Below are 13,082 nucleotides of genomic sequence, written 5' to 3'. Positions count from 1 at the left end.
ATGCAGTGAGTTCACCCCAGCCGCTTGATCGCCGCCTTCAACGGCTTGGCGGCGTCGAAATAGTCCTCCCAGGCCGTGCTCTTGGCGATCAGGTCGGGGGCCGTGCGGATCGTGTACTTCGTCGGGTCCAGCCCCGCCTTCACCTGGGTCCAGTTCAGCGGCATCGACACCGTGCCGCCGGGCCGGGCCCGGGCCGAGAGCGGGGCGACGGCGGTCGAGGTGCGGTCGTTGCGCAGGTAGTCCAGGAAGATCCGCCCCTCCCGCGCCTTCTTGCTCATGGTGATCAGGTACTTGTCCGGCGCGTCGGCGGCCATGCGGGCGCAGACCTCGCGGGCGAAGGCCTTGGCCGCGTCCCACGGGACATTGTCGGACAGCGGCGTGACCACGTGCAGCCCCTTGCCGCCGGTGGTCTTGCAGAAGCTGACCAGGCCCAGCTCCTCCAGCCGGTCGCGGACCTCGCGGGCCCCGGCGATCACGTCCTCGAAGGTGACGCCCGGCGCCGGGTCCAGGTCGAACACCAGCCGGCCGGCGACCTCCGGATCGTTCGGCTGGCAGTTCCAGGGATGGATCTCGACGGCGGCGATCTGGGCGGCGGCGACCAGGGCCTCGACCCGGTCGAACCGGAGGTAGGGCTGCTTGTCCCCCTTCACGTCGACCTGCTCGATCAGGGACGACATGCCCCGCATGGCGTGGCGCTGGAAGAAGGTCTGGCCGCCGATCCCGTCGGGGACGCGGATGATCGAGGCCGGCCGCCCCTTGACGTGCGGCAGCATCCATTCGCCGACGGCGGCCATGTAGCGGGCCAGGTCGATCTTGCTGGCCGGCGCGCCGTCGACGTCGGGCCACAGCGGCTTGTCGGGGCTGGAGATCGTCACGCCCAGCACGACGCTGTCGGCTTTGGCGGTGGCAGACGCCTTGGCCGGCTTGGCCGCGCGCGGCGTCGGTTCGGCCAGTTCGGCGGTCTCGGCCGACGCCGGGACCTCGGCCTCGACCTCGGCGGCGGGCTTGTCCTCGCGCAGGCCCTTGAACGCCGCCTGGCGGATCGCGCCGTCGCCGGTGAAGCCGGCATATTCGATCTCGGCCACCAATTCCGGCTTCACCCAGTGGATGTTGTCGGCCTTGCGCGGCGCGCCCTGCCCCTCGAACGGCGAGGTCTTGCTCTCCAGCGCCTTCAGCCGGGGCAGCAGCCTGGCGACCTTGTCGCGGCCGAAGCCCGTGCCGATCCGGCCCACATGGGCCAACCTGCCGTCGCGATAGACCCCGGCGATCAGCGAGCGGAAGGCCGTTCCGGTCGTCGTCCAGCCGCCGATCACCACCTCGTGCCCCGCCCGGCACTTGGACTTGACCCAGGTCTCGCTGCGGCCCGAGCGGTACGGCGCGTCCAGCCGCTTGGAGATGATGCCCTCCAGCTCCAGCTTGCAGGCCGACATCAGCACCGCGTCGCCGGCGGTCTCGAAGTGGTCGACGAAGCGCAGGCGCGGCTCGTCCTGGCCCATCAGCGCCTTGAGCCGCGCCTTGCGCTCGCGCAGCGGCAGGCCGCGGAGATCCTCGCCGCCCTGCGCCAGCAGGTCGAAGGCGAAGAAGATCAGGTCGCCGCTGTCGCCGTCCGACAGGGCCGCCTGCAGGCCGGCGAAGTCGGGCTGGCCGGCGGCGTCCAGGGCCACGACCTCGCCGTCCAGGATGGCGTCGGGCAGGTCGGCGGCGGCCTCGGCGATGGCGGCGAACTTCTCGGTCCAGTCCAGGCCCTTGCGGGTGCGAAGCACCGCCCGGCCGTCCTCGACGCGCAGCTGCACGCGATAGCCGTCGAACTTGATCTCGTGCGCCCAGCCGGGCCCCGACGGCGGACGCTCCACCGACTTGCACAGCTGGGGTTCGATGAAGTCAGGCAGTACGGCGGGCTTGGCGGCCTTCTTCGGCGCGGCCTTGGGCTCGGCGAAGGTCCGCGTCTCCAGCGCCTCCTTCTGCAAGGCCTCGCGTTCGGCCTTGGTCCGGCTCTTCCACACGGCGTCCCCCTTGCCCTTGGACTTGAGGATGAACGGCTTGGGTCCCCGGCCCTTCCCCTCGGCGATCTGCGCCATGGTCCGGCCCGAGGCGATCGAGGCGTCCTCCTCCAGCACCAAGGTCCCCTCGCCCGGCCGCGCGGCCTCGTCCTTGTGCTTGATCAACAGCCAGTTCGACCGCTTGCCCTTCCCGTCCTTGGCGTTGCGGTCCCAGTTCATCCGCACCAGCACCCACGAGCCGTGCAGGCGCTCGCCCTCCAGCACGAACTTCAGCTCGCCCTTCTTCAGCGCCTTGGCCACGTCCTCGAAGCCCGGCTCGGGCGACCAGTAGCCGCGGTCCCACAGCTGCACCGTGCCGCCGCCGTACTGGCCCTTGGGGATCGTGCCCTCGAAGTCGCCGTAGTCCAGCGGATGGTCCTCGACCTCGACCGACAGCCGCTTGTCGGCCGGGTCCAGCGACGGGCCCTTGGTCACCGCCCACGACTTCAGCACCCCGTCCACCTCCAGGCGGAAGTCGTAGTGCAGGCGGGTGGCGTCGTGCTTCTGGATCACGAACCGGGCGTGCGGCGCGGAGGCCACGGCGGTGTCGCCGCTGGGCTCGGCGGTCTTCTGGAAGTCGCGCTTGCGGCGGTATTCGGCGAGCTGTCCTTGGGCCATGGGAAGGCTCCTGTCGTGCCTGGATGAAGGCGCGCGACGGGCGGGCGGTTCCTTAAGCCCCCGCGTCGAAACGCTTGACCAGGCTCTTTGGCGCGACCACCCGCCAGGCGTCTTGAAGCAGCGCGCTCAATTCGTCGGTCTCGACCACGTCCAGCCGCACCAGCACCGCCGGATAGCCGCGATAGTGGTCGTCCTCGAAGAAGGTCTCCGGCGCGGCCTCGAGCAGCAGCTCCTTCTTCTCCATCCGGCAGCGCACGGCCAGGACGCCCGGCACCAGCTGGCGCGGCCCCTTCGGCGTGGCCCGCGCCAGATACGGCCAGGACAGCCCTTTGCCGCGCACCGAAAAGCTCAGCGAATCCTCGGATTCGCCCGCCTCGGCCTCGGGCAGGGCCAGGATGGCGCGGCGGATTTTGGGATGATCGATCATGGAACCGGATGAAATCCCTACGACAGGGGCATGACAATCCATTGTCACCGGTGTCGCGGGACCGATTGTCAATGACACCGGTTTCCATTATGCACGACCAAAGCCCGTTTAACGGGACTGTAGTGTGTTTTTCGCGAGGGAGGATTCGCGGCGTGACCGTTTCCGAGGCCGAGAGCGAGGTGTTCGCACCGGCGTCCATCGCCCCACAATTCGTCGAGGCGCGTCTGAAGGGCGTGTCGGTTCCTGGTTATCCCGGCGGCGTGCTTCCCCAATCCATGGCCGAGGGCTACGCGGTCCAGGACCTGGCGATCGACCTCTGGCCCGACGAACTGGTCGGCTGGAAAGTGGGCCTGGTGCCCCCGCAGCACCGCGAACGCCTGGGCGCCGAACGCCTGGCCGGCTGCATCTTCAAGACCAAGGTCTGGGACGCGGGCGACCAGCCCACCCCCTTCCGCGCCATAGCCGGCGGCTTCACCGCCGTCGAGGCCGAGTTCATCATCCGCCTGGGCAAGGACGCCCCGGCCGACAAGACCGAATGGACCGCCGAGGAAGCCGCCGAATACGTGGGCGAGCTGATCGTCGGCATCGAGATCGCCGGCAGCCCCCTGGCCACCATCAACCAGCTGGGTCCGCCCATCGTGGCGTCGGACTTCGGCAACAACGACGGCCAGATCCTGGGCCCGGTGATCGAGAACTGGCGCGAGATCGCCTGGGAAGACATGCCGGCCGAGACCTTCATCGACGGCGTGTCCGTCGGCAAGGGCGGCGCGGCCTCGATCCCCGGTTCGCCCCTGGCGGCCCTGGCCTTCCTGCTGGGCCACGTGGCCTCGCGCGGCCGACCGCTTAAAAAGGGAATGCTGGTGACCACCGGCGCCAGCACCGGCATTCATGACATTGCCGCCGGCGAGAGCTCCCGCGTAGACTTCGGTCCGTTCGGAAGCGTCGCCTGCGTGGCCGTGCCGGCCTAAAGCCAAAGTCGTGCTTCAGGGCCGATTATTCTATACGCGTAGCCTTCGAGCGAGCCGGTATCCGGTTCGCCTGAAGGTGTCTAACGATCGGAAACCGGCGGGGGCGTCGGAATAACTACAAGCCTAAGGGTGAGGATGTGACGTCCATGGACGCTCCAACGATGCCGGCTCCGTCCGCGAAGATCGGCCGGTACCGGTGGGTCATTGTCGGCCTGCTGTTCCTGGCGATGGTGATCAACTACGTCGACCGCCAGACCATCGGCCTGCTGAAGGCCGACCTGAGCAAGGAATTCGGCTGGGACGAGACCCACTACGCCGACCTGGTGTTCTATTTCCAGCTGGCCTACGCCGTGGCTTACCTCGCCTGGGGCAAGATCATGGACAAGATCGGGGCCCGCTGGGGCTTCGGCATCGCCTTCCTGATCTGGCAGGGCGCCCACATCGCCCACGCCCTGGCGCGCAGCTTCGGCGGCTTCGCCTTCGCCCGCATGGGGCTGGGCATCGGTGAGGCCGGCGGCTTCCCGGGCGGCATCAAGGCCGTGGCCGAGTGGTTCCCCAAGAACGAGCGCGCCCTGGCCACCGGCATCTTCAACGCCGGCACCAACATCGGCGCCATCGTCACCCCGCTGGTCGTGCCGGGCATCGTCATCGCCTTCGGCTGGCAGATGGCCTTCATCGTCACCGGCGTCGCGGGCCTGCTGTGGCTGCCGCTGTGGCTGATCGTCTATCGCCGCCCGCGCGAGCAGAAGCGCCTGTCGGCCGCCGAACTGGCCCACATCGAGCAGGATCCGGCCGATCCGGTCGAGAAGATCGGCTGGGTCAAGCTGCTGGGCAAGAAGGAGACCTGGGCGTTCGCCCTGGGCAAGTTCCTGATCGACCCGATCTGGTGGATGTTCCTGTTCTGGCTGCCCGACTTCCTGGGCAAGCGCTATCACCTCGACCTCAAGAGCTTCGGCCCGCCGCTGATCGCCATCTATCTGATGAGCGACGTCGGCTCGGTGGCTGGCGGCTGGCTGTCGTCGCAGCTGATGAAGATGGGCTGGAGCATCAACAACGCCCGCAAGACCACCATGCTGGTCTGCGCCCTGCTGGCCATGCCCGTGATCTTCGCGGCCAATGTCGACAACCTGTGGACCGCCGTCCTGATCATCGGCGTCGCCACCGCGGCCCACCAGGGCTTCTCGGCCAACCTCTACACCCTGCCGTCGGACGTGTTCCCGCGCGGCGCGGTGGGCTCGGTGGTCGGCATCGGCGGCATGCTGGGCGCCGTGGGCGGCATGGTGTTCTCCAAGTACATCGGCCAGGTCCTGGACCGGATCGGCACCTACACGCCGATCTTCATCGTCGCCGGCAGCGCCTATCTGGTCGCCCTGCTGGTCATCCACCTGCTGAGCCCCAAGATGGAGCCGGCGAAGATCTAGGTCTTCGTCAGCCCCTGAACAGACGAGCCCCCGATCGAAAGGTCGGGGGCTTTTTCTTTGCGCCCTCTCCCATAGGGAGAGGCAGGCACCCGCGTCCGCAGGACGCGGGAGGGTGAGGGGTTACGCCCTCTCTCTCCACAAACGCCCTGCCGGCACGCCGTCCGACCCCTTACCCCCTCACCCTCCCATTGCTCCGCAATGGGCCCCTCCCTCTCCCCATGGGAGAGGGTATAACGACTCCCATGTCCTCTCCCCTCCCCTTCAAGGTCGCCCTGGTCGGCTACGGCTTCGTCGGCAAGGTCTTCCACGCCCCGCTGATCGCCGCCACGCCCGGCCTGCTGCTGCACACCGTGGTCTCCAGCGACCCGGCCAAGGTCCATGCCGACCATCCGAACGTGAAGGTCGCGCCCGACCTCGACGCCGCCCTGGCCGACGCCGAGATCGACCTGATCGTCATCGCCACCCCCGACCCGCTGCACGCGGCCCAGGCCCACGCGGCCCTGGACGCCGGCAAGGCCGTGGTCATCGACAAGCCGTTCGCGGTCACCCTGGACGAGGCCCGCGCGGTCGCCGACCACGCCCGGCGGGCCGGCAAGCTGCTGAGCATCTTCCACAACCGGCGCTGGGACAGCGACTTCCTCACCCTGAAGGCCCTGATCGCCGACGGGACGCTGGGCGACATCGTGCAGTACGAGAGCCATTTCGACCGCCACCGCCCGGTGGTCCGCGACCGCTGGCGCGAGAAGCCGGGCGCGGGCGTGCTGCTGGACCTGGGCCCGCACCTGATCGACCAGGCCCTGCAGCTGTTCGGCCGGCCGGACGCCGTCTACGCCGACCTGGCGGTCCAGAAGGACGGCGGCCAGGCGCCCGACTACTTCCACCTGGTGCTGCGCTATCCGCGCCTGCGGGTGCTGCTGCACGCCAGCCAGATGACGATCGACTCGCGCCTGCGGATGGCCGTGCACGGGACCAGGGCCAGCTTCCACAAGGAGGGCCTGGACGAGCAGGAGAACGCCCTGAAGGCCGGCGTCGTCCCGGGCTCCGAAGGCTGGGGCGCCGATCCGCGTCCCGGGACCCTTACCGTCCCCGACGGCGAGGGAACCGCCAGCCGCGTGGTGCAGGGCGTCCCGGGCGACTACCTGGCCTACTACGCCGCCATCCGCGACGCCCTGTCGGGCCACGGCCCCAACCCCGCCTCGCCCGAGGAGGCCCTGGCGGTGATGGAACTGATCGACCTGGCCGCCCGCAGCGCCGCCGAAGGCCGCGAGCTTTCGCTGTGACGGACAGCGAGCTGCTGGCCGCCATCGCCGCCCAGGAGAAGGCCCTGGTCTTCCCGCGCTTCACCCTGGACGACGCCTGGACCCTGGGGACCGCCCTGCGCGACGCCGCCCTGGCCCGCCAGGCGCCGGTGGCCATCGACATCAGCCTGCCGGGCCGCCCGCTGTTCCACGCCGCCCTGCCGGGCGCGGGTCCCGACAACGCCGAGTGGGTGCGCCGCAAGCGCAACGTCGTCCTGACCCTGGCGACCAGCACCCTGGCCGTGGGCCTGAAGCTGAAGGCCTCCGGCGAGACCCTGGAGGAACGCTACGGCCTCCCGCCCCGCGACCACGCCGCCCACGGCGGCGGCTTCCCGCTCAGCCTGGAAGGCCTGGGCTGCATCGGCGCGATCACCGTCTCGGGCCTGCCGCAGGTGGAGGACCACGGGCTGGTGGTCGAGGTGCTGGAGCGGGTGCTCAAGGGCTAGATCACCGCCCCAAAACTCCGCTCATCCCGGCGGATGCCGGGACCCAGATGGAATGGCGGTGTGGTTGACACCCAAAATGCCGAGCCCCTCCAATCAGCCACCCGGCTCTAGGCTCTGGGTCCCGGCATTCGCCGGGATGAGCGGTTGAAAGGGAAAGGGCTCACCCCTCCGGATCCACCGTGATCGGCGCATCCGCCGCCCCGGCGTCGCCCTCTTCAACGTCCGTCTCCGGAGCCTCCGGCAGCGGCATCGGCCGCTCGATCCTGGCCCGGATCTCCGGGTCCTTCAGCAGCGCCACCCGCATCACCTCGCGTGCCCTCGGCGCGGCGGCGCTGGAGCCGAACTGGCCGCCGTGCTCGATGATCACCGACAGGGCGTAGCGCGGGTCGTCATAGGGCGCGAAGGCGATGAACAGGTTGTGGTCCTTCAGCTTCCAGGCGATGCCCTGGTTGCTGCGCGACGCCCCGGCCGCGTACTGGCGCACCTGGGCCGTGCCGGTCTTGCCGGCCATCTTCACGTCGCCGAGGCCGAGCTGGCTCTGCTTGAAGGCGCCGCCGGTCGGGTCGTTGGCCACGGCCGCCATGCCGGCGCGGACGATCTCCAGGTGCTCCTGCGGGAACGGCAGGTCGGGCACGGCGTCGCCGTGCGGCTGCTCGACCCCGCCGACCGACTTCACCAGGCGCGGGTTCAGCGCCTTTTTGCCGTTGGCCAGGCGCGCGGTCATCACCGCCAGCTGCAGGGCGTTGACGTTGATGTAGCCCTGGCCGATGCCGTACGGCACGCTGTCGCCGGGATGCCAGACCGGGTCGCGCTTGAAGGTCGTCTTCTTCCAGTCGCGCGAGCCCACCAGGCCCTTCTTCTGGCCGGGGATGCCGATGTCGAAGGTCCCGCCGTAGCCGAAGGCCTTGGCCGCGGCGGCGATCGGGTCGGGGCCGATGCGCAGGGCCATCTGGTAGAAATAGACGTCGCAGCTGTTCTTGATGGCCGCGTGCATGTCCTGCACGCCGTGGCCGCCCTTCTTGTGGCAGTGCCAGACCCGGCCGCCGAACGCCCAGCCGCCGGTGCACAGCACCCGCTCGGTCGGATCGACGCCCGCCGTCAGGGCCGCCATGGCCACGGTCGGCTTGAAGGTCGAGCCCGGCGGATAGGTGCCGGTCATCACCTTGTCCAGCAGGGGCTTGCGCTCGTACTCGGCCAGGGCCCTGTACTCGGGACCGGACAGGCCCTTCACGAAGCGGTTGGCGTCGAAGCTAGGGGCCGAGGCCATGGCCAGGAGGTCGCCGGTGCGGCAGTCCATGACCACGATCGCCCCGCTCTCGTCGCCCATCACCTCCAGCGCCCGGTTCTGGATGTCGGCGTCCAGGGTCAGGCGGATGTCGGCGCCGGCCTTGGCGGGGATGTCGCCCTCGGGGTCCAGGCGCACCGTGCGGCCCTGGGCGTCGACCTCGGCCTTGTTGGCCCCGGCCTGGCCGCGCAGGGCCCCGTCGAACGCCTTCTCGACCCCCAGCTTGCCGATCCGGAAGCCCGGATGGTGCAGCAGGGCCTGGTCCTGGCCGGGATCGGCCTCGGCCTTCTTCAGGTCGCGGTCCGAGACCTTGGCGACATAGCCGATCACGTGGGCGAAGGCGCCGCCGAACGGATAGACCCGAACCTCGCCCATGTCGGCCGTGACACCGGGCAGCTCCGGGGCCCGGATGTTGACCCGCGAGAACTCCTCCCAGGTCATGTCCTCCATCACGGCCACCGGGGCCTTCTTCGGCGCGCGGGCGATGTCCTTGATCAGGCGGGCGCGGCGCGTGCCGTCGATGGGCACCAGCAGGGCAAGCTCGTCCAGGGTGGCCCCGGCGTCGAAGTCCTTGGACTCCTTGCTGACCATCAGCCGGAAGTTCGGGCGGTTGGACGCCAGCACGACGCCGTTGCGGTCGTAGATCGCCCCGCGCGGCGGCGCGACCAGGCGGTAGTTGAACTGGTTGCCGGCCGACAGCTTCTGGTACCGACGGGCCTCGATCAGCTGCAGCTGGGCCAGCCGCCCGCCCAGGGCCAGCAGGCCCGCGCCCGCCAGGCCGCCCATCAGGAACGCCCGGCGGTGGAACATGCCCTGCCGCTCGTTGACCTCGGAGAAGAAGATCGTCGGTTCGCTCATCGCGCCGCCCCGGCTGGGGGCGTCGATCGACGGCGCGACGGCGTCGCGGCGGCCAGGGAAATCATGATGTCGGGGTGGCCGCAGGCTAGGGTTGATCCGCCGCCAGATTGAGCCCGCGCGGGCCGCCGTCAATGGCCCCGCTTGAGGTGAGCGCGAACATTTCCGTGAACGGCGGAAAGGCCGGCCGGAACAGGCCTTACAGGTTACGCCCGGGATCCTGGAAATTGAACAGGGTCAGGGCGAACACCGCCACCGCGTCGCGGTCGGACGCGCCCTTGGGCGGCAGGTAGAAGACCGGGGCCAGGCCGTTGAAGTCGACCCCGCCCACCTCGACGCCGTCGCGGGTGATCACATAGCCCATCACCCCACCCCGGCCCGCGCCGCCGAACGGCAGGCCGCCCAGGCGCTTGGTCTGGGCCCGCAGGGTGATCCCCTGGTACTGCAGCTCGCCCGCCCGCTGCGGCTGGCTGAGATTGCCCAGGAACGAGCCCTTCGACAGCGCCAGGCTCATGGCCGCCTTCAGCGGCGCGCCGCCCTGCGAATAGGTGCAGACATACAGCAGGTCGTCATGGTCGAAGGTGATCCAGCCCAGGCCGATCCGCCCTTGGCCGCCCTCGCACGAGCCCTCGACCGGCGCGGACCAGTCCGGCGCGGCGACCGAGAACGACGCCTTCATGCTGTCCTTGGAATAGGACCCCAGGGCCTTGACGCTCTTGCCCACCGCCTTGGCCGAGCCGGTGTACTCGCCCACGGCGTAGCCGGGCCGCAGCAGGCTCTCGCCGCGCCGCCCCTGCAGCTTCAGCTTCTCGGTGCGCTGGACCATCGGCACGGCCGGATCGGGCGCCGCCGGATTGGACGCGGCCGGCTTGGGCGTGGCCGGCTTGGGCGTGGCCGGCTTGGGCGTGGATTGGGCTTGCGCCGCCCCGGCCGCCCCAGCCGCAAGAGCGGCCGAGACGCAGAGCGCACGGATCGTGGATTTCAGGATCATGACGTCGCCTCCCCCAAGGCAAGGGCTACGGCGAGCGTGATCCTGGAGCTGTCAGCGGTCAAGCTGCGGGCGGCGTTCGCGAGCCGTCAGCGGGGCGACGACCCCGCCGTGCGCCCGACAAAACGGCCGTCGGAGCGATCCGGCGGCCGCTCTGCATCCCCGCCTACGCGGGAAAACGCGATCAGGTGCTGCCGCCGACCCTCAGGCTGATGCCCCAGCCCAGCACCAGTCCGCAGATCGACACGACGAGCGCCGCCAGCCCCGCCACGGAGACCAGGACGGTGACGAAGGTGATCGGCTGGATCAGGATCCAGGGAAGCACGGTCACGGCGAGCGAGATCAGTATTGCCACGATGTACAGGAAGATACGCATGAAACGCCCCATTCCTTGTTGAGAAGAAACGTTGACACAGAAGCCGCCGATTCACAACCTTTGTGAGAACTAGCGGCAAAGCTCGCGAATTAGGACGCCTGCCGCGAAACGGACGGCGCCGTTCGACCCCGCGGGGCCTTCGGGTTTTTTCGGATTGTCCGATCCGGCCATGGCGCACAACACTCGCGGGCGAGCGCCGGCGAGCCGGCCGGAAGCGCTCGGGAGTCAGACGCCTTGCCAGACGCCTCCGGTGCGCCCCTGCTGAATCTTCTGGTCGCCCTGGGCGTGGGCCTGCTGATCGGGACCGGACGCGAGCGCGCCCTGGACGACCCCGCCGGTCCGGCCGACGCGGGCGTGCGCACCTTCTCCATCGCGGCCCTGGCCGGCGCGGTGGCCGTCGTCTGCGGCGGCGTGGTCCTGCTGTCGGTCCTGGCCGTCGCCGTCGCCGCCCTGGCCGGCCTGAGCTACTGGCTCAACCGCGACCGGGACGGCCCCGGCCTGACGACCGAGTTCGCGATCCTGCTGACGGTGCTGACCGGCGCCCTGGCCATGAAGGCCCCCTCGGCCGCCGGGGCGGTGGCCATCGTCGCGGCCCTGCTGCTGTCCAGCCGCAAGCGCCTGCACCACTTCGTGCGCACGGTCCTGACCGAGGACGAGGTGCGCTCGGCCCTGATCCTGGGCGCGGCCCTGATCGTGATCATGCCGCTGCTGCCGGACCAGCAGATGGGTCCGTACGCGGCGCTCAATCCCAAGTCCGTCTGGCGGCTGGTGGTGCTGGTGCTGCTGATCGGCGCGGCCGGGCACCTGGCCACCCGGATCCTGGGCGCCCGGTTCGGCCTGCCGATCTCGGGCCTGGCCTCGGGCTTCGTGTCCAGCTCGGCGACGATCGGGGCGATGGGCGCGCGGGCGGCCAAGGACCCCAAGGTCATGACCTCGGCCGTCGCCGGCGCGGTGCTGTCCACCGTCGCCACCGTGGTGCAGATGGCCGTCGTCGTGGGCGCCACCAGCCCCGCCGCCCTCCAGGCCATGGCCGCCCCGCTGATCGGCGCCGGCCTGGCCGCCTGCGGCTACGGCGCGATCTTCACCGTCGCGGCCCTGCGCACGCCGCCGCCTCCGGACGAGCAGACCTCGGACAGCGCCTTCAGCCTGACCGGCGCTCTGGTCTTCGCCGCGACCCTGTCGATCGTCCTGCTGGCCTCGGCCGCCCTGCGCGCCAACTTCGGCGAGACCGGCGCGATCCTGGCGGCGGGCGTCGCCGGCTTCGTCGACACCCACGCCCCGGCCATCTCGATCGCCTCGCTGGCGGCCACCGGCCGGATGCAGCCCGCGGAGGTCGTCATCCCCATCCTGGCCGGCTTCACCACCAACACCGTCACCAAGATCGTCGTGGCCGCCACCAGCGGCGGTCGCGCCTTCGCCCTGCGGGTGGCCCCCGGCGTCGTCCTGGTGGCCGTCGCCGCCTGGGCCGGCGCCCTGATCGGTCACGTCTTCACTTGAGGAGCACTTCCATGGCCAAGGCGAAACACGCCGCCGAGGGCAAGTCCTCGGACACCTCCCCCGGCGCTTCCGGCGGCAAGCCCGGGAAGATGAAGGACAAGGTCTATCTGGAGGAACTGGAGACGCTGCAGGTCCGGCTCTGCCACCTGCAGGACTGGGTCAAGGCGACCGGCGCCCGGGTGATCGTCGTGCTGGAAGGCCGCGACGCGGCCGGCAAGGGCGGCTTCATCAAGGCCCTGACCGAGCGGGTCAGTCCGCGCGTCTTCCGCGTGGCCGCCCTGCCCGCCCCCAGCGAGCGCGAGAAGACCCAGCTGTTCATGCAGCGCTACATCGCCCACTTCCCGTCCGGCGGCGAGATCGTGATCTTCGACCGCAGCTGGTACAACCGGGCCGGCGTCGAATACGTGATGGGCTTCTGCTCGAAGGACGAGCACCGCGACTTCCTGGAAGCCTGCCCCACGGCCGAGCGCTGGATCGTCGGCTCGGGCATCATCCTGATCAAGATCTGGCTGGAGGTCGGGATGGAAGAGCAGGACCGCCGCTTCCACGCCCGGGTCAACGACCCGCTGCGCCAGTGGAAGCTGAGCCCGATGGACGTGGAGTCCTATTCGCGCTGGTACGACTACTCCCGGGCCCGCGACCAGATGCTGGCGGCCACCGACCGCGAGGAGTCGCCCTGGTACATCCTGCGCTCGGACGACAAGAAGCGCGCCCGCCTCAACGGCATCGCCCACATCCTGTCCCAGGTGCCCTACGAGCGCGTCGACCGCCCGAAGATCGAACTGCCCAAGCGCTCGGACAAGCACAAGTACGACGACCAGAGCATCCTGGTCGGACGGCGGATGGTGGCGGCGGTGTATTGAA

Annotated in this window: 11 protein-coding genes; 6 read left to right on the top strand and 5 right to left on the bottom strand. The window is 69.9% G+C overall.

Annotated elements, in window-relative coordinates; all coding sequences use genetic code 11:
* Positions 1-11: 11 nt before the first annotated feature.
* Both ligD and BR39_RS0113360 read right to left on the bottom strand, forming a co-directional pair.
* On the bottom strand, positions 12-2,657 hold the full coding sequence (gene ligD, locus BR39_RS0113365; protein WP_029912619.1) for a DNA ligase D: 2,646 nt from the start codon (positions 2,655-2,657) through the stop codon (positions 12-14).
* 52 nt (positions 2,658-2,709) lie between these two features.
* On the bottom strand, positions 2,710-3,084 hold the full coding sequence (locus BR39_RS0113360) for an MmcQ/YjbR family DNA-binding protein (RefSeq protein WP_029912617.1): 375 nt from the start codon (positions 3,082-3,084) through the stop codon (positions 2,710-2,712).
* Between the two features lie 152 nt (positions 3,085-3,236).
* Here BR39_RS0113360 and BR39_RS0113355 point away from each other — a divergent pair, with 152 nt between their 5' ends.
* The 4 genes from BR39_RS0113355 (at position 3,237) to BR39_RS0113340 (ending at position 7,217) form a co-directional block, all read left to right on the top strand.
* Positions 3,237-4,052, top strand: a complete 816-nt coding sequence (locus tag BR39_RS0113355; RefSeq protein WP_029912615.1) for a 2-keto-4-pentenoate hydratase — start codon at positions 3,237-3,239, stop codon at positions 4,050-4,052.
* A 146-nt stretch (positions 4,053-4,198) separates the two neighbouring features.
* Complete coding sequence (locus BR39_RS0113350) at positions 4,199-5,473, top strand: MFS transporter (protein WP_029912612.1); 1,275 nt, start codon at positions 4,199-4,201, stop codon at positions 5,471-5,473.
* A gap of 242 nt (positions 5,474-5,715) precedes the next feature.
* Positions 5,716-6,753 carry an oxidoreductase gene (locus BR39_RS0113345; RefSeq protein WP_029912611.1) on the top strand — a complete coding sequence of 346 codons (1,038 nt, stop codon included), beginning with the start codon at positions 5,716-5,718 and terminating at the stop codon, positions 6,751-6,753.
* Entirely contained in the window at positions 6,750-7,217 is a 468-nt protein-coding gene (locus tag BR39_RS0113340; RefSeq protein WP_029912608.1) for a heme-degrading domain-containing protein, read from the top strand. Before BR39_RS0113345 ends, BR39_RS0113340 begins: the two co-directional genes overlap by 4 nt.
* A gap of 160 nt (positions 7,218-7,377) precedes the next feature.
* Here the strand turns inward: BR39_RS0113340 and mrdA are convergent, their stop codons facing one another.
* The 3 genes from mrdA to BR39_RS0113325 form a co-directional block, all read right to left on the bottom strand.
* Entirely contained in the window at positions 7,378-9,360 is a 1,983-nt protein-coding gene (gene mrdA, locus BR39_RS0113335; RefSeq protein WP_029912605.1) for a penicillin-binding protein 2, read from the bottom strand.
* A 196-nt stretch (positions 9,361-9,556) separates the two neighbouring features.
* On the bottom strand, positions 9,557-10,348 hold the full coding sequence (locus tag BR39_RS26740; protein ID WP_029912602.1) for a hypothetical protein: 792 nt from the start codon (positions 10,346-10,348) through the stop codon (positions 9,557-9,559).
* A 181-nt stretch (positions 10,349-10,529) separates the two neighbouring features.
* Positions 10,530-10,721: a hypothetical protein gene (locus BR39_RS0113325; protein ID WP_029912599.1), complete on the bottom strand. Its 192-nt coding sequence runs from the start codon at positions 10,719-10,721 to the stop codon at positions 10,530-10,532.
* A 234-nt stretch (positions 10,722-10,955) separates the two neighbouring features.
* Here BR39_RS0113325 and BR39_RS0113320 point away from each other — a divergent pair, with 234 nt between their 5' ends.
* The gene (locus tag BR39_RS0113320; RefSeq protein ID WP_029912596.1) at positions 10,956-12,218 is read left to right on the top strand and encodes a DUF4010 domain-containing protein; all 1,263 of its coding nucleotides are present in this window, start codon (positions 10,956-10,958) and stop codon (positions 12,216-12,218) included.
* Between the two features lie 11 nt (positions 12,219-12,229).
* Complete coding sequence (gene ppk2 / locus BR39_RS0113315; protein WP_081916760.1) at positions 12,230-13,081, top strand: polyphosphate kinase 2; 852 nt, start codon at positions 12,230-12,232, stop codon at positions 13,079-13,081.
* Position 13,082 lies beyond the last annotated feature (1 nt).

Origin of the sequence: Caulobacter sp. UNC358MFTsu5.1 (genome assembly GCF_000712075.1) — a bacterium.
Classification (GTDB): domain Bacteria; phylum Pseudomonadota; class Alphaproteobacteria; order Caulobacterales; family Caulobacteraceae; genus Caulobacter.
Note: the sequence above shows the minus strand (reverse complement) of the source record. Positions and strands in the feature narration are given on the sequence as shown.

Bases quoted from the DNA above. Each gene is read 5' to 3' on its own strand.
- BR39_RS0113325 (WP_029912599.1), bottom strand. From the start codon at position 10,721: ATGCGTATCTTCCTGTACATCGTGGCAATACTGATCTCGCTCGCCGTG.
- mrdA (WP_029912605.1), bottom strand. From the start codon at position 9,360: ATGAGCGAACCGACGATCTTCTTCTCCGAGGTCAACGAGCGGCAGGGC.
- ppk2 (WP_081916760.1), top strand. From the start codon at position 12,230: ATGGCCAAGGCGAAACACGCCGCCGAGGGCAAGTCCTCGGACACCTCC.
- BR39_RS0113350 (WP_029912612.1), top strand. From the start codon at position 4,199: ATGGACGCTCCAACGATGCCGGCTCCGTCCGCGAAGATCGGCCGGTAC.
- BR39_RS0113360 (WP_029912617.1), bottom strand. From the start codon at position 3,084: ATGATCGATCATCCCAAAATCCGCCGCGCCATCCTGGCCCTGCCCGAG.
- BR39_RS26740 (WP_029912602.1), bottom strand. From the start codon at position 10,348: ATGATCCTGAAATCCACGATCCGTGCGCTCTGCGTCTCGGCCGCTCTT.
- ligD (WP_029912619.1), bottom strand. From the start codon at position 2,657: ATGGCCCAAGGACAGCTCGCCGAATACCGCCGCAAGCGCGACTTCCAG.
- BR39_RS0113345 (WP_029912611.1), top strand. From the start codon at position 5,716: ATGTCCTCTCCCCTCCCCTTCAAGGTCGCCCTGGTCGGCTACGGCTTC.